Origin of the sequence: Rhodococcus pseudokoreensis (genome assembly GCF_017068395.1) — a bacterium.
GTDB lineage: Bacteria > Actinomycetota > Actinomycetes > Mycobacteriales > Mycobacteriaceae > Rhodococcus_F > Rhodococcus_F pseudokoreensis.
Map to the genome: position 1 here is coordinate 5125506 of NZ_CP070619.1, position 16800 is coordinate 5142305.

Below are 16800 nucleotides of genomic sequence, written 5' to 3' on the forward strand. Positions count from 1 at the left end.
CGGATTCGCTACCGATCCGTACCGAAAATCGTTGACGGAGCACCGCACACGTGCAACACTGAACTGTATGGTTCAGTATTCGGTTCTCGACGCCACATTCGCCGCTTTGGCAGACCCCACACGGCGTGGGATCCTCCGCCGGCTCGGCGACGGCGCCTGCTCGATCAGCGACCTCGCCGAACTCTTCGAGATGACGCTCACCGGCATCAAGAAGCACGTGCGGCTACTCGAAGACGCGGGGATGGTCGTGACCGAGAAACGTGGCCGGGTGCGGTACTGCATGTTGGGGACCAATTCCCTCGAACGCGAGGTGGCCTGGATCCGCGACTACCAGCTGTCGCTCGAAGGGCGCCTGGACCGTCTGGACGAATTCCTCAACCGAACGGAAGGCACGTCATGAGCACCTCGCAGACTCCCACGACCTCCACCGTCTCGACGCCGACGGACCGGGAAATCCACGTCGAACGCGTCTTCAACGCCCCACGCGACCGCGTGTGGGCCGCCTTCACCAGACCGGAACTTCTCGCCCAGTAGTGGGGTCGCGGAAACGAACTCGACGTCGAACGCTGGGAATTCGAGCGCGGCGGGCACTGGCGCTTCGTCGAACACGCGGACGGCGACGCACACGGATTCGAGGGCAGGTTCCGGGAGATCACCCCGGAAGAGCGCCTGGTGTACACATTCGAATGGGACGGCATGCCCGGACACGTCATCGTCGAGAACAACACCTACACCGACCTCGGCGACGGACGCACCAAACTGTCCGTCGTCAGCCAGTTCCACACCCCCGAAGAACGCGACGGCATGCTGCAGACCGGCATGGAAAGCGGCATGAATGAAAGCTACGCGGCACTGGATGCAGTTCTGGCGCAGACGAGCTGGTAGTTCGCCGACTATTCGACCAGCACGCAGCGGGCTCCGCTGAAGATGGTGGGCATGCATTTGTTGCAGTGGATGCACAGTGACCGGGTGCCGGATTCGGACCGGATGCGGTTCACCAGGTCGGGTTCGCGCAGCAGGGCCCGGGCCATGGCGACGAATTCGAAGCCCTCCGCCATGGCGGTGTCCATCCCCGCCCGGTCGGTGACCCCGCCGAGCAGGACGAGCGGCAGCGTCACCGCAGCACGGATCTGGCGGGCGTGCTCGAGCATGAACAGGTCGCGGTAGGGGTAGGCGTGGATCATCGACTTCCCGGCCAACTGGACGCCGAGGCGGACCGGTTGCGGCATGGCGTCCGCGAACTCGCGGACCGGCGCGTCGCCCTTGAACAAATACATCGGATTGAGAAGTGAACTGCCCATGGTGAGTTCGAGGGCGTCGACGCTGCCGTCGAGCTCCAGCATCATGGCCACCTGGATGGCCTCGTCGAGCCAGAAGCCGCCGGGGACGCCGTCGTCCATGTTGAGTTTGGCGAGGATCGCGACCCGGCCGCCGACGGCGTCGCGCACGGTGCGGGCGACGTCGCGCACCACCCGGGCCCGGTTCTCGAGCGATCCGCCGTAGGAATCTTTGCGACGGTTCAGTTTCGGACTGAGAAATGAACTGGCGAAGTAGTTGTGGCCGAAGTGGATCTCGACCGCGTCGAAGCCGGACTCGACCGCCAGCCGTGCCGCGGTGCCGTGGGCGGCGGTGATCCTGCTGATGTCGGCGGCCGTGGCGCTGCGGATCATCCGCATACTCAGCGGATTGAAGGATCGCGAGGGCGCGAGCGCGGGCAGTCCGGTGGACTTCTCGTTGGCGACGGGTCCGGCGTGACCGAGTTGGGCGGACGCGGCCGCACCCTCGGCGTGGATGGCGTCGGTGAGTCTGCGCAGCCCGGGTACCGCGTCCGGACGCATCCACAACTGCCTGCGTTCGGTGCGGCCCTCGGGGGCGACGGCGCAATAGGCCACCGTCGACATCCCGACGCCGCCGGCCGCGGGCCGGCGGTGGAACTCGATCAGTTCGTCGGTGACCAGGGCGTCGGGCGTGCGGCCCTCGAACGTGGCGGATTTGATGATGCGGTTGCGTAACGTGATGGGGCCCAACGTGGCCGGAGCGAAAACGTCTGGATGTGTGGTCATTCTCCGGCCCTTCGTCGTGTGCGCTCGACGGTAGGTCACGGGGCGGTTCGACGACCGGATTGTGTCCGCTCAGCGGGAGACACCGCCGCAGCCTCACGGACGACCCCTCGACGTCCGTGAGACCGCGGAGCGACGTCTCAGCCGACGGTCTCGGGTGTCTTCTCCGGCTCGGCACCGGTGGCCGCGCCGCGTTGCCTGCGCCCGAGCACCCAGCAGGCCAGCGTGATCGCGCACGTAAAGGTGAGCGTCGCGAACAGCTGGTTGCGCGCCGCGTCGTCGAACAGGGCGAGCACCGCGACCGCGGCCAGCAGCGCGAGGGCGACGTACGACAGGTACGGGAAACCCCACATCTTCAGCGGCAGATCCGTCCGGCCCGACTTCTCGGCGCGCCGCCGCAGCACGATCTGCGAGACGGCGACGAACGTCCACAACACCAGGATCGTCGAGCCCACCGCATTGAGCAGCAGCGGAAGAACACGATCGGGGGCGAGGTAGTTGAGGACGACGGTGACGAAACCGAACGCCACCGACGCCAGCACCGCCACACGGGGAACACCGTTGCCCGACACCCGGCCGAACACCTTCGCGGCGGCGCCGCGTTCGGACAGCGAGTAGATCATCCGGGAACCGCTGAACAGCATGGCGTTCAACGACGACAGCAGCGCGATGACCACGACGACGGTCATGACGGCGCCGGCGCCCGGCACGTGTGCGGCGTTGAGGACGGCGACGAACGGACCCGTCGCGAGTTCGCCCGCGGTCCACGGCAGCACCGTCACCATGATCAGGACGGAACCGATGTAGAACACCAGGATCCGCCACACGATGGACCGCACCGCGCGGCTCACGTTGCGCCGCGGATCCGACGTCTCGGCGGCCGCGATGGCCATCACCTCGGTGCCGCCGAACGCGAAGACCACGATCAGCAGGCCCGCCGCGATGCCGGTGACACCGGTGGGGGCGAACCCGCCGTGGCCGGTGAGGTTCGACAGGCCCGGGGTGCCGAAACTCGGGACCCAGCCGAGGATCATTGCGCAGCCGACCGCCAGGAACACGACGATCGCCACGATCTTCAGTGCGGCGAACCAGAATTCGAACTCACCGAACCGGGAGACGCCCGCCAGGTTCACCGCGGTCAGCACACTCATGTACGCCAGGGCCGCCACCCATTGCGGCACCGCCGGGATGGATGCGGCGGTGATCGCCGCCGCCGCGGTCGCTTCCGCGGCGACGACGATGACGACCTGCACCCAGTAGAGCCAGCCGATGGTCCGGCCGGCGATCGGGCCCATCGCCTTCTCGGCGTGCACGGAGAACGCGCCGCTGTCGGGGTCGGCGGCCACCATCTCGCCCATCATCCGCATGACGAGGACGACGAGGAACCCGGCGATGAGGAACGAGACGAGGACGGCGGGCCCAGCGACGGCGATGCCCGCACCGGAGCCGACGAACAGTCCGGCACCGATCGCACCGCCCAGACTCATCATCACCAGCTGACGCGGTTTCATCGCCTGCTGCAGGCGCGTGGTGGACGCGGGTGGTGGGTCGTGAACTGTGTTCATGGGGTCTCCCGTGCCGTCAGACGAGCTGATCGAGTGCGATCTCGAACGCGGTACCGGCGATCCCGGTCGGCTGCGAAGAACGGGCGAAGCAGCGCTCGAGCGCCGTCGCGACGGTGGCGGAGACGTCACCGAAGATCGCCTCGTCCGACACCTCGACGTCGCCCTCCATCAGCAGCGCGAACGCCCGGGCCATGCCGCAGTTGGCGATGAAGTCGGGGACGACGGCGACGCTCTTGTCGGCGTACTCGTAGGTGGGGCCGTAGAAGATCTCGTCGTCCGCGAACGGCACGTTGGCGCCGCTCGCGACCACTTCGAGGCCACCTTCGATCAACCGGTCGACCTGCTCGCGGGTCACCAGACGCGACGCGGCGCAGGGCAGGAAGATCTCGGCGCCGGAACCCCAGATCGTCTCGTCGATCTCCTCGAACGGCACCATGCCGGGGGCGCGGAGTTCGTTGCCCTCCTTCGCCAGGAACAGCGCGCGGATCTGTTCGAAGTCGTAGCCGTCGGTGTTCGACAGCCCGCCGTTGCGGTCGAGGATCCCGACGATCCGGGCACCCGACTGCGCCAGGTAGTACGCGGCCGCGGCGCCGACGTTGCCCCAGCCCTGCATGATGACCCGCTTGCCTGCCAGTTCTCCGCCGTACACGCGGTAGTAGTGCCGCACCGATTCGGCGACGCCCCAGCCGGTGATCAGGTCGGACACCGTGTACTTGGCCTGCGGATCGGGCGTGAACCGCGCATCCTCGACGACCTTCGCGACACCCAGCCGCAGCTGCCCGACCCGCTGCACCCGCTCCCGGTCGCTGGCCGCGAAGTGCCCGTTGACGACGCCTTCCTGCGGATGCCACAGCCCGTAGCTCTCGGTGATCGGCACGACCTCGGCCATCTCGTCGACGTTCAGGTCGCCGCCGGTGCCGTAGTACGACTTGAGCAGCGGGGTCACGGCCTTGAACCAGCGGCGCAGCACCTCGTCCTTGCGCGGGTCGGTCGGGTCGAAGTCGATGCCCGACTTCGCGCCGCCGATGGCAGGACCCGAGACGGTGAACTTGACCTCCATGGTCTTCGCGAGCGATTCCACCTCGCGCCGATCGAGACCGCGACGCATCCGGGTGCCGCCGCCGGCAGCGCCGCCGCGTAGCGAGTTGATCACCGTCCACCCGCGGGCGGAGGTCTCCGTGTCGTGCCACTCGAAGACGATCTCGGGGGCCTTCTCTTCGAATCGGGTGAGCAGATTCTTCATGGCTTCTCTCGGTTTCTCGACTGCCGGACTCGGGGCGATCCGGTCGGAATCCGGCCGGTACCCGCGCTGTTACGGCGATCACTGTGGTGGCCGCCACTCGTGCGCCGCAACCGGGCGGCCGGCAGGTAGCCGCGGTGAACACCACCGGGAAAGAAGTTCCAGAATTTTCTATTCAGTTTGTGCAGCAGAGCCGGTGATCGTGGTGCTAATCCGGTTCCGCGGGCGTCGTGCGGTAGGCCGGGGCCTTCGCCGAACGCGGTCGGTCCAGCGTCCGCAGCAGGGGCATCGACCGGTAGGGGACGATCACCGACAGCACCATCACGCTGGTGGATCGTGCGACGACGCTCGACTTGTTCAGGTCGATCAGGGTCTGCTGCAGCCCTAGATGGGAACCGGCGGCGATACGGCACAGGATGTCCCCGGAACCGGTGGTCGCGAACGCCTCGAGCACCCCGGGGATCGATTCGAGTTCCGAGGTCACCGAGTCGAGTGCGCCCTGCGCCGTCTCCAGCGTGACGAACGCCTGCACGTCGAACCCCGCGGCGGCGATGTCGAGGCGCGGCTCGTATCCGGCGATCACGCCCGACTCCTCCAGTTTGCGCACCCGAGCCTGGACGGTGGCCCGCGCCACCTTGAGCCGGCGCGACAGTTCCAGCACGCCGGCCTTCGGGTCGTCGTGCATGGCGTCGAGGAGGGCGAAGTCGAGTTCGTCCAACTGCACAGCGTCCTTCATGGCCAGACCTCTCCGAGCGAATTCAACTAGTCCGACTGTATAAGAAATGTGACTCGGAGGCCGCCGAAGGTGGCAGTGCGGCTAGGTTCTGCTGGCTCGGTTGCCTACGTGAGCAGGGTGGGTTTTCGTAGTGACCCAGGCAACAGGCCCAAGTCCCCGTCCCCGAACCAGGAAGACACCGATGACGCTCGAGCAGACTCTCACCGACAAGGAACGCCTGGCAGGTCTCGACCTCGGCCAGCTCGAACAGCTGGTCGGGCTCGTCGAATACGACGGCACCCGCGACCCGTTCCCGGTCAGCGGCTGGGACGCCGTCGTCTGGGTGGTCGGCAACGCCACCCAGACCGCCCACTACTTCCAATCCGCATTCGGGATGACCCTCGTCGCCTACTCCGGACCGACCACCGGCAACCGCGACCACCACAGCTTCGTCCTCGAATCCGGCGCCGTCCGCTTCGTCATCAACGGCGCCGTCGACCCGCAGAGCCCGCTGATCGAACACCACCGCACCCACGGCGACGGCGTCGTCGACATCGCCCTCGCCGTCCCCGACGTCGACAAGTGCATCGCCCACGCCCGCGCCCAGGGCGCCACCGTCCTCGACGAACCGCACGAGGTCACCGACGAGCACGGCACCGTCCGCCTCGCCGCGATCGCCACCTACGGCGACACCCGCCACACCCTCGTCGACCGCAGCCGCTACACCGGCCCCTACCTGCCCGGCTACCAGCCGCGGACCTCCACCCACACCCGACGCGACGGCGCCCCCAAACGGCTGTTCCAGGCCCTCGACCACGTCGTCGGCAACGTCGAACTCGGCCGGATGGACCACTGGGTCGACTTCTACAACCGGGTCATGGGCTTCACCAACATGGCCGAATTCGTCGGCGAGGACATCGCCACCGACTACTCCGCACTGATGTCGAAGGTCGTCTCCAACGGCAACCACCGGGTCAAGTTCCCCCTCAACGAGCCCGCGGTCGCGAAGAAACGCTCCCAGATCGACGAATACCTCGACTTCTACGGCGGCCCCGGCGCCCAGCACCTGGCCTTGGCCACCAACGACATCCTCACCGCCGTGGACCGGCTCACCGCCGAGGGTGTGGAATTCCTGGCCACCCCCGACTCCTACTACGAGGACCCCGAACTGCGGGCCCGGATCGGCAACGTCCGCGCCCCGATCGAGGAACTGCAGAAACGCGGCATCCTCGTCGACCGCGACGAAGACGGCTACCTGCTGCAGATCTTCACCAAACCCCTCGTCGACCGGCCCACCGTGTTCTTCGAACTCATCGAACGCCACGGCTCCCTCGGCTTCGGCATCGGCAACTTCAAAGCCCTCTTCGAAGCCATCGAACGCGAACAAGCCGCCCGCGGAAACTTCTGAGCGAGAGCCGATGAGCGGGTGCGGCGACTTTCCCGCGGGATCGGTGCCGTCGAGAATACGATGACGCCATGAGCCCTACCGAGGCAGTGGTGGCCGGGGCCGGGCCGACCGGTCTCACGCTCGCTCTGGAACTGGCGCGGCGTGGCGTCGAGGTGCGGATCCTCGACAAGTCGCCCGAGCCGTTCGCGGGTTCGCGCGGAAAGGGATTGACCGCGCGCAGCCAGGAGGTGATGGACGATCTCGGCATCGTCGACGACGTCGAAGCGGCCGGGTTCCGTCACCTCCCCAGCCGGGTCGCGGTCCGCGGACAGGTGGTGAGCGACGGCGACCCGCACGCGGACCTGAGCCCCACGCCCGATCGGCCCTACGACAGCGGGCTGATGATCCCGCAGTGGCAGACCGAGCGGATTCTGCGAGAACGGCTCTCGGAGTTCGGGATCGACGTGGAGCGTGGCGTCGAGGTGGTCGGATTCGAGCAGACCACCGACAAGGTGACGGTCCGGCTCGCCGGCGGCGGGACCATCATCGCGCGCTACCTCGTCGGCTGCGACGGCGGGCGCAGCGCGGTGCGCAAGGCGCTCGGAGTGTCGTTCGAGGGAACGGGCGGCATCGAGGGCATGCTTCTCGGCGACGTGGCCGTCGACGGTCTGGTCCCCGATCGCTGGTACCAGTGGACGCACCCCGAGAAGGGATTCGTCGCGTTGTGCCCGTTCCGCGGCATCAACTCCTGGCAGTTCCAGGGGGTGCCGTTCGCGGACTTCGACGAGCAGGGGAACCTGCCCGCGCCGTCGCTGGACTACTTCCAGCGCGTTCTCGACGACGTCGCCTGCGATCCCGGCGTGCGACTGTCCGCGCCGACGTGGCTGTCCACCTGGCATGTGAACGTGCGCATGGTGGACCGTTTCCGCGACGGCCGGGTGTTCCTCGCCGGGGACGCCGCGCACGTGCATCCACCCGCCGGCGGGCTCGGGATGAACACCGGAATCCAGGACGCCTACAACCTCGGCTGGAAACTCGCGCTCGTCCTGGCCGGGTCCGCGGATCCGTCGCTCCTCGACACGTATCAGGAGGAGCGGTTTCCGCTCGCCCGCTGGACGCTCGGGGTGAGCAGCGAGGGCCTGCAGAAGGTGGCCGCCAGCCTCGGGCAGGAGGACTCGCAGGGCCTGGGCGTCGCGGTCACCGAGGACGGCCAGCAACTCGGTTTCGGCTACCCGTGGAGTTCGCTGTCCCGGGACGGGGACGTGACGACGGGCGTCCGTGCCGGTGACCGCGCACCCGACGCGCCGTGCCTGAGCCCGGACGGCACCCCGCTGCGACTGTTCGACGTCTTCCGCGGGACGCACTTCACGGTTCTCGGGTTCGACGGCGGGCCCCGGCACGCCCTGCAGACCCTGGCCGAAGACGCGCCCGACGACGTGAAATACGTGGTGGTGGGTGATTCCCGCGGCCCCGGCGTGGACGTCGTCGACGACCGCGGTTTCGCGCGTAGCGCCTACGGGCCACACGGTGGCACGCTGGTGGTGGTGCGCCCCGACGGTTACGTCGCGCTCACCGCCCCGGCCACCGCGACCGACGACGTCATCGACTACCTCGGCTGCCTGGTGGGGAGATCGTGACGAAAGGCTGAACGATGCGTCACAAGGACGAGGAACTCGACTACGACGAGGCCGACCTGGAGGTCGGGCACCCGAAGGATCATGCGGCCGGGCCGACCGCTGTCGCGGTGTCGATGAAACGCGCGCTCGAACAGATGGGTGTGGTCCGCACCGCCGAGACGTTGCTGCGGCTGAACCAGGCCGAGGGCTTCGACTGCATGAGTTGCGCGTGGCCCGACCCCGACCCGGGGCACCGCCACGCCGCGGAGTTCTGCGAGAACGGCGCCAAGGCGGTGGCGGAGGAGGCGACGCGGGACCGGGCGACCCCCGAATTCTTCGCCCGCCACAGTATCGCCGAACTCGACTGCCACAGCGAGCACTGGCTGGGGCAGCAGGGCCGGATCACCCATCCGATGGTGAAGCGGCCCGGCGAAACCCACTACGAGCCCATCGAATGGGACGAGGCCTTCGCGCTGATCGGCGACCAGCTGAACGCCCTGGACAGTCCCGACGAGGCGATCTTCTACACCTCCGGCCGGGCGTCCAACGAGGCCGCGTTCGCGTACCAGCTGTTCGTCCGCGCGTTCGGGACGAACAATCTGCCCGACTGTTCCAACATGTGCCACGAATCGACCAGCATCGCGCTGCAGGAGTCGATCGGCATCGGCAAGGCCAGCGTCACGATGGACGACGTGTATCAGGCGAAACTGATTGTCCTGCAGGGTCAGAACCCGGGAACGAACCATCCGCGGATGCTGTCGGCGCTGGAGAAGGCCAAGCAGAACGGCGCGAAGATCCTGTCGATCAATCCGCTGCGCGAGGCGGGGCTCGTCAACTTCAAGAATCCGCAGACACCCCGCGGCATGGTGGGTCCCGGCACCGACCTGTCCGACCTGCATCTGCCCATCGCGCTGAACGGCGACCTCGCCCTCCTCCAGGCGTTCGGATCACTGCTCGTCGAATGGGACGCCCTCGACCACGAATTCATCGACCGGCACACGATCGGGTTCGAGTTGTGGAAGCAGCACGTCACCGATCTCGACTGGGACGTCGTCACCCGGACGACCGAACTGTCGCGGGAACAGATCACCGACGCGGCCCTGCTGCTGCGGGATTCCGATGCCACCGTGTTCTGCTGGGCGATGGGGCTCACCCAGCACCACAACTCGGTGGCGATCGTCAAGGAAGTCGCCAATATCGCTTTCGCGCAGGGCAACATCGGGAAACCCGGCGCCGGGCTGCTGCCGGTGCGCGGGCACTCGAACGTGCAGGGCGACCGCACGATGGGGATCTGGGAGCGTCCGCCGCGGCATTTCCTGGATGCGCTCGCGAAGGAGTTCGACTTCGACCCGCCGCGCGAGAACGGCTACGACACCGTCGATTCGATCCGGGCCATGCGCGACGGCAAGGCCCACTTCTTCCTCGGGCTGGGCGGCAACTTCGTCCAGGCGGCCCCGGACACCGACGTCACCGCCGCCGCCCTGCGCAAGACCCGGATGACGGTCCACGTCTCGACGAAGATCAACCGCTCGCATCTCGTGTGCGGTGACACGGCCCTGATCCTGCCGACGCGGGGACGCACCGAGCAGGACGTCCAGGCCGGTGGGCCGCAGTTCATTTCCGTCGAGGACTCGGTGTGCTCGGTTCATGCCTCCCGGGGTCCGCTGAAACCCGCAAGTCCCCAACTCGATTCGGAGGTGGGTATTGTCACGCGCATCGCCGAGGCGACGATCGGCGACCGCTACGGCATCGAGTGGAAGAAGATGCGGGACGACTACGCGAACATCCGCCTGCACATCTCGCGGGTGGTGCCCGGATGCGAAGGGTACGAGGTGAACGTCCGCAAGCCGGGCGGGTTCGTCCTTCCGCACCCGCCGCGCGACTCCCGGACGTTCCCCACCCACTCGGGGCGCGCCGAATTCGCGGTGTCCCCGATCGACGTGCTGCAGGTGCCCCCGCGGCACGTGATCCTGCAGACGATCCGCAGCCACGACCAGTTCAACACCACGATCTACGGGCTCAGCGATCGGTACCGCGGCATCGAGGGCGGGCGCCGCGTGATCTTCCTGCACCACGACGACATCGCGGCCCTCGGGTTCGACGACGGCGACATGGTCGACCTCTTCACCCACTGGGACGGCGACGACCGCGTCCGCTGCGCCCACGACTTTCGGATCGTCGAATACGACACCCCCCGGGGCTCCGCCGCCGCCTACTACCCGGAGACCAATCCGCTGGTGCCGCTCGATTCCACGGCGACCGGCAGCAACTGCCCCACCTCGAAGTCCGTCGTCGTCTCCCTGGAGCATGCAGGCAAGTACAGCGCCGAATGCCCACCCGGGGCGGGTCAGGACGAGGTCGGATCGGACCAGGTCCACAAGTCGCACCCCCAGCCGGAGCACCTCTCCTGACGTGAGTGGCAAAGTATGCCCCGGCACGCTTTCCCACTCACCTGCCCAGGTGAGTGGCAAAGTGTGCTCGGGCACGCATTCCCACTCACGTACGCGGGAGATCCGGGTCAGCCCCTGTCCCGGTCACGCAGGTAGGCAGCCAGCGGTGCGTGGCGTTGTATGCGTGACAGGGCGATTCGCCGTGCCACCACCCACATCAGCGCGGAGATGACGACGGCGAGGACGACGCACAACGCGAAGTCCGCGGTGCCCATCCGCGTGTGCACGTCGTCCGGACGCACGAGGTGCCACAGCACGACCGGGACGACGGCGATGGCCGCCGAGAACGCGGGGAACACCCCGTACGGCACCACCAGCAGGATCATCCACCGGACGACGACGGTGCGCCACCGGGCACGTTGTTCCCATCGCCACCGCAGCGGCCGCTGGTGATACGGGAAGTACACCCCGACCAGGCTCGACCCGGCGAGCGCACCGAACGGGCACAGCGCCACCGCAACCACCACGACCGCGGTGAACAGCCAGTCCTGGTCGGCGAAACCCACCGCGATCGCGATGGTCGCGCAGATCGGGGCGATCAGCATCCACAGCGCCACCGCCTTCGCGCCGAGCATCGCACCCAGCGCGTCCCGGTCGTCGAGTGCGGCGAGAACCCGCTCGCGATCCGGCGCCAGCACGTTGGTGGCGGTGACGTCGGCGTACATCCAGCCGGCCAGCGCCAACGCGAAACCCGACGGCCCGGTCCACTCGAACAACCAGCTCCGCGGCAGCAGGAACCAGGCCCCGATCATCAGGACGGCATTGAACACAACGGTCGCGAGCGTGTCTGCCGGGTTGCGCCAGATTCTGATCCACTCCGCACGAAGAGCGGCCATGCCATTCAGCGTAAGGCGTCGGGCATGCCGCCGGAGCGTGTCGGCAGGATCCCGGACGAACGATCCCATGGCCGGGTGTCCCGAGTCTCACTCGGATCCGCTCGTGACCCCCACCACTTGATTTTAAAGATAATACATAATAGTTTTGCGCGACAAGGTGGCGATGGAGAGGGCTTGACTGTGGCGCAGAAACGCGAGTTACCCGTTCGGCGGGGGACCCCCAAGAGTGCGAAGAAGGTCGGAGCGGCCGTCGTCGTCGGAACCACATTGGAGTGGTTCGACTTCTACCTGTACGCATCGATGGCGGCACTGGTGTTCGGCAAAGTGTTCTTCCCGTCGGCGAATTCGTCGGCCAGCACGCTCGCGGCGTTCTCCACGTTCGCGGTCGGATTCCTGGCCCGGCCGTTGGGTGGCGTCCTGTTCGGAATTCTGGGTGACCGCATCGGTCGCAAGGCGGTGCTGTCGATCAGCCTGCTGATCATGGGTATCGCGTCGGGGCTCATCGGACTCGTGCCCTCATACGCGGCGATCGGTGTGGCGGCGCCGGCGCTGCTGATCATCCTGCGGATCCTGCAAGGCTTCGGTGCGAGCGCCGAACTGGGCAGTGCCATCACGGCGGTGTACGAGCATGCCGACGAGAAGAGCAAGGGCAAATACGCCGCGTACCCGGTGATGGGCGCACAGATCGGCCTGCTGGCGGCGTCGCTCGCGGTCGCGGGGATCACGAGCCTCGACGACGAAGCCCTGTACACCTGGGGATGGCGGGTGCCGTTCGTCGCGAGTTTCGCGATCGTCATCGTGGGCTACTGGATTCGCCGAACGATGCCCGAGTCGGAGGAATTCGAACGCGTGGCAACCGAGGCGCGGCAACGCAAGGGCCTCGACGTCCTGCGAGATCTGTTGCGCGGCAACTGGCGTGGCCTTCTCGTGGTCGCGGCCGTGTACGGCGGGTACTCCGCCATCTCGTACACCTTCAAGACGTTCTCGCTGTCCTACCTCGCGGAATTTCAGGGCGTGGCGAAGAACGTCGGCGCCCTCGGGGTGACGTTCGCGAGCATCGCGGCGATCGCCGCGTGTCCGCTCATCGGGCGACTGTCCGACCGCGTGGACATCCGCAGGGTCATGATCGGCGGCGCGATCGGGGTCGCATTGATGGCCTTCCCGGCGTTCTGGCTGTTCGACACGGGCCGATCCCCGCTCATCTGGGGTGTCATGGTCGTGACCACGGGTGTCCTGGCACCGATGATCATGGTCGCGGCGAGCCCGTACATGGCCCGGCAGTTCCCCACCGAGTTGCGCGCGTCGGGCATCGGCACGGGCCGTGAGGTCAGCGGCGCCGCCGCGGGAGGCCTGGCCCCGATTCTCGCGTTGACCATGGTCACCGTGTCGCCCACGCACTCGACGTGGGGTGTATCGCTGCTGATCATCGGGTGCGCGGTGCTGGTGATCGGCGGCGGGCTGTTCGATCAGTCCCGTCGGCTGACACGCGACGCGAACGTACCGGCGGAGGCCCTGGATCCCGCAACCTCGCCGGTCCCGGCGCCGATTGGGGACACTGTCGTGGCGCACCAGGATGCACAGCGAGCGTAGGCCACCGAGGGAGTCGAAGATGCGCAACTCGTCGAGCCGGCAGAACGGTGCCGCGGTGCAGGATGCGGTCGCCGCGATCGCCCACGACGTGGGCGTGCTGCTGGACCGCGATCTCAGCGCTCCGCAGCCGACGGGCGCATGCTCCGACCGGCAGACGCTGGGTCGGCTGTGGGACCTCGTGACCGCGGAGATGCTGCGCGCGATCGGCGATCGCGGCTCGTCGTCGGACGTCCTCACTTCCCTGACGGAGATGCTCGGCCGCATACGCGAGGCGGAGGCGGCGGTGGCACGGTGGGGGCCGACCGACCCCGCAGAAGTGCTTGCCAGGGTGCAGTCGGCGCTGGCACGGGTCGGCGACGCGCAGACCGTCGACGCGCTGCTGGCGCGGGCTCCCGAGGCGGTGTGCAGCCTCGGCTTCGATCGTGCGCTGCTGTCGACGGTGGATGGGGCGTGGCGGTTGCACTCGATGCATGTCGTCCGGGACCCGCGCTGGGCGGAGGAGATCGTCGCGGTGGGCAGGGAGAACCCGCCGGTGCTCGACCGCACGCTCGTCGAGAACGACACGGTGACCGGCGCCCGCGCGACGCTCGTCCACGAGGTGCAGGACAACCCGCGCGTCAACCGCCCACTCGCCGAGATCACCAAGTCTTCGTCGTACGGCATCGCGCCGCTGGTGGTCGAAGGCGACGTCGTCGGCCTGGTGCACGGCGACTGCTATCACCAGCAACGCAATCTCACGGCCGTCGATCAGGCGCTGTTATCGACGTTCGCGGAGGGAATGAGTCAGAACCTGTCGAGAGTCACTGTGTTGGAGGGGCTTACAGCCGTGCGCACGCAGCTGGACGGGCTCGGACGCTGGAACAAGGCCACCGCACCGGGGGTGGCGAAGTCCGTCGCGCTCGGACGCGACGACGATTCCGTCCTCACTCGCCGGGAGGTGCAGATCGTCCGACTCATGGCGGACGGCGACTCCAACGGCAGGATCGCCCGGAGACTGGTCATCTCCGAGGGGACCGTCAAAACCCACATCACCCGGATCCTGCGCAAGCTGGGCGCATCCAATCGGGCCGAGGCCGTGTCGATCTGGCTGCGCAACGCCGACCGCACGCACACTGCACCGCAAGGCTGACACCAGCCGAAAGTCGTACGAAACTACGACCTCCGTCAGATGTTCCCGCACCCTCCGTGCGGAAGAGTGACTCACGACACAAACGAGTGGCGCAGACCCACTGCGCACGTCACTGAAGCACACCGCACGGAGGCCGAGATATGACGCAGAGTGAGCGGGCAGCCGACTGGATAGTCGGCATCGACGTCGGGGGCACCTTCACCGATATCATTGCGCTCAACCGTAAGACGGGTGAGACCCGCGACGGCAAGGTGCTGTCGACCCTCCAGCAGGAGGAGGGGGTGCTGCTGAGCATCGAGGCGATCGGCGTCGAGATCCCGGACGTCGCCGAGATCGTCCACGGGCACACGGTGGGCATCAACGCCCTGCTCAGCCGGACCGGCGAGCGCACCGGCCTGATCGCGACCCGCGGTCACCGGGATCTCCTGGACATCGGTCGTATGCACCGCGAGTTCGGTGACCGGTTCTACGACCCCACCTGGCTGCGGCCGCACCAGGAACGACCGATCGTGCAGCGCGAGTCGCGCTTCGGGATCCCGGAGCGACTGCGGTACGACGGTTCCGAGTTGTTGCCGTTGGACGAGAACGCCGTTCGCGAGGCCGCACGTGCGCTCGCGGGCCAGGGCGCGAAGTCGGTGGCCGTGTGCCTGATGAACTCGTACACCAACCCCGACCACGAGCGGCGAGCGGCCCAGATCGTCGCAGAAGAGTTGCCGGACGCCTACATTCAGACCTCGGCGCTCTACCCGGTGACCAAGGAGCACGAGCGCACCACCACGGTGGCCCTCGACGCCTACGTGGGCCCGGCAGTGGTCGGCTACCTCGACCGTCTGATGAACGAGCTGTCCGAGCGCAATTACGCCGGGACGCTGTGGATCATGATGATGAACGGCGGCGTCGCGACGTTCGCCGACGCGGGCCGCGCCCCGGTGTTCCAGCTGGTCTCCGGTCCGGTCGGCGGCGTGAGCGGCAGCGTCAAGCTCGCCAACGAGAGCGGCTCGCCGAACCTGCTGACCATCGACGTCGGCGGCACGAGCACCGACGTCGCGGCCATCGTGCACGGCAAGACGCCGCTCACCGATCTGTGGACACTGGAAACCGGACTCACACTGACGATGCCGCTCGTCGATGTCGAAAGTGTCGGTTCGGGCGCCGGTAGCCTGATCCTGCCCAACACGCTCGGCAACGTGGCGGTCGGTCCGGCGTCGGCCGGATCGAATCCCGGACCGGTGTGTTACCAGCGCGGCGGTGTCGAACCCACCCTCACCGACGCGTGCGCGGCGCTCGGGGTCCTGCAACCGGACCTGTTCGCCAACGGCTCCATCCGACTCGACGTCGACGCGTCGCTCGAGGCCCTGCGGAAGACCGGCGAGCAGTGGGGCATGACGGCCCTCGAACTCGCGTCGGCCGCCTACGAGGTGGCCTGTGAGGACATCGCCGCGAAGGTCCGCACGATCTCGGTCTACCGAGGTCTCGACGTCCGCGAGTTCGCCTTGCAGCCCTCCGGTTCGGCGGGCCCGATGCTCGCCGACCGCGTCGGGCAGATCCTCGGCCTGGACAAGGTGATCGTGCCGCGCAATCCGGGCCAGTTCTCGGCTCTGGGACTGCTGCGCAGCGACCTGATGGTCACCCGGGCGCAGTCGATCATGACCCCGCTCGCACCGGAGAGTGCCGAGGCGATCGAGGCCGCGTTCGCCGCATTGCAGGATCGGATCCGCGGCGAACTCGCCGGCCAGGGTGCCGACGTGGATCGAATCCGCTTCGAGCGGGCGGTTTTCGCGATGTACCGCGGCCAGACGTGGGACAACCGGATGCCCATCCACACAGGAGCTCTCACCGCCGACACAGTGACCGATCTGGTGCCGCAGTTCCACGACTTCTACCGGGAATCCTACGGTTTCGCGGCGACCGAGATCCCCGTGGTGATCTCGACGGTGGAGGTGACGGCCATCATCCCGCGCGAACAGCACAAGTCCGATCTCACCCCCGACGACGGGGAGGCGTTCCTCCGCACGGCGGAGATCACGTTGCCGGGAACGACCGAGCAGGTCGAGGTCGCCATCCACGTCCGCGAGCGCCTCGAACCCTTCCAGCGGGTGCCGGGCCCCGCCCTCGTCGCCGAGAAATTCGCGACCACCCTCGTCCTTCCGGGCCGGACGGCCTACGTGGACGGCGACCTGAATCTCATCATCGAGCCGCAGAGCTGAGGAGC

The 16800-nt window shown here is 67.6% G+C and carries 12 protein-coding genes and 1 pseudogene; 8 read left to right on the forward strand and 5 right to left on the reverse strand.

Annotated elements, in window-relative coordinates; translation table 11 throughout:
• The first annotated feature begins 67 nt into the window (after positions 1-67).
• Together JWS13_RS28595 and JWS13_RS28600 are read left to right on the forward strand one after the other, a co-directional pair.
• Complete coding sequence (locus JWS13_RS28595) at positions 68-400, forward strand: ArsR/SmtB family transcription factor (protein ID WP_206008780.1); 333 nt, start codon at positions 68-70, stop codon at positions 398-400.
• Positions 397-885 (forward strand): annotated as a pseudogene (locus tag JWS13_RS28600) (SRPBCC family protein). Before JWS13_RS28595 ends, JWS13_RS28600 begins: the two are co-directional and overlap by 4 nt.
• Positions 886-893: 8 nt before the next feature.
• Here the strand turns inward: JWS13_RS28600 and JWS13_RS28605 are convergent.
• From JWS13_RS28605 to JWS13_RS28620, 4 genes are all read right to left on the reverse strand, one after another.
• Positions 894-2063 (reverse strand): NADH:flavin oxidoreductase, encoded by a 1170-nt coding sequence (locus JWS13_RS28605; protein ID WP_206008781.1) that lies wholly within the window; start codon positions 2061-2063, stop codon positions 894-896.
• A 137-nt stretch (positions 2064-2200) separates the two neighbouring features.
• Positions 2201-3625 (reverse strand): amino acid permease, encoded by a 1425-nt coding sequence (locus JWS13_RS28610; RefSeq protein ID WP_206008782.1) that lies wholly within the window; start codon positions 3623-3625, stop codon positions 2201-2203.
• A 16-nt stretch (positions 3626-3641) separates the two neighbouring features.
• Entirely contained in the window at positions 3642-4868 is a 1227-nt protein-coding gene (locus JWS13_RS28615) for a Glu/Leu/Phe/Val dehydrogenase (RefSeq protein ID WP_206008783.1), read from the reverse strand.
• A 205-nt stretch (positions 4869-5073) separates the two neighbouring features.
• On the reverse strand, positions 5074-5601 hold the full coding sequence (locus tag JWS13_RS28620; protein WP_206008784.1) for an Lrp/AsnC family transcriptional regulator: 528 nt from the start codon (positions 5599-5601) through the stop codon (positions 5074-5076).
• Between the two features lie 181 nt (positions 5602-5782).
• Here JWS13_RS28620 and hppD point away from each other — a divergent pair, with 181 nt between their 5' ends.
• From hppD to JWS13_RS28635, 3 genes are all read left to right on the forward strand, one after another.
• Positions 5783-6988 (forward strand): 4-hydroxyphenylpyruvate dioxygenase, encoded by a 1206-nt coding sequence (hppD, locus tag JWS13_RS28625; RefSeq protein ID WP_206008785.1) that lies wholly within the window; start codon positions 5783-5785, stop codon positions 6986-6988.
• 68 nt (positions 6989-7056) lie between these two features.
• Entirely contained in the window at positions 7057-8604 is a 1548-nt protein-coding gene (locus tag JWS13_RS28630; RefSeq protein WP_206008786.1) for an FAD-dependent oxidoreductase, read from the forward strand.
• Positions 8605-8618: 14 nt separating this feature from the next.
• Positions 8619-10994: an FdhF/YdeP family oxidoreductase gene (locus JWS13_RS28635; RefSeq protein ID WP_206008787.1), complete on the forward strand. Its 2376-nt coding sequence runs from the start codon at positions 8619-8621 to the stop codon at positions 10992-10994.
• 107 nt (positions 10995-11101) lie between these two features.
• Here the strand turns inward: JWS13_RS28635 and JWS13_RS28640 are convergent, their stop codons facing one another.
• Positions 11102-11869: a hypothetical protein gene (locus JWS13_RS28640; RefSeq protein WP_206008788.1), complete on the reverse strand. Its 768-nt coding sequence runs from the start codon at positions 11867-11869 to the stop codon at positions 11102-11104.
• Between the two features lie 180 nt (positions 11870-12049).
• Between JWS13_RS28640 and JWS13_RS28645 the strand changes: the two genes are divergently transcribed.
• The 3 genes from JWS13_RS28645 to JWS13_RS28655 all read left to right on the forward strand — a co-directional run bounded on the left by JWS13_RS28645 (position 12050) and on the right by JWS13_RS28655 (position 16795).
• Positions 12050-13459 carry an MFS transporter gene (locus JWS13_RS28645; RefSeq protein ID WP_241032602.1) on the forward strand — a complete coding sequence of 470 codons (1410 nt, stop codon included), beginning with the start codon at positions 12050-12052 and terminating at the stop codon, positions 13457-13459.
• Between the two features lie 19 nt (positions 13460-13478).
• Positions 13479-14588, forward strand: a complete 1110-nt coding sequence (locus JWS13_RS28650) for a LuxR C-terminal-related transcriptional regulator (protein ID WP_206008789.1) — start codon at positions 13479-13481, stop codon at positions 14586-14588.
• A gap of 140 nt (positions 14589-14728) precedes the next feature.
• On the forward strand, positions 14729-16795 hold the full coding sequence (locus JWS13_RS28655; protein ID WP_206008790.1) for a hydantoinase/oxoprolinase family protein: 2067 nt from the start codon (positions 14729-14731) through the stop codon (positions 16793-16795).
• Positions 16796-16800: the final 5 nt, after the last annotated feature.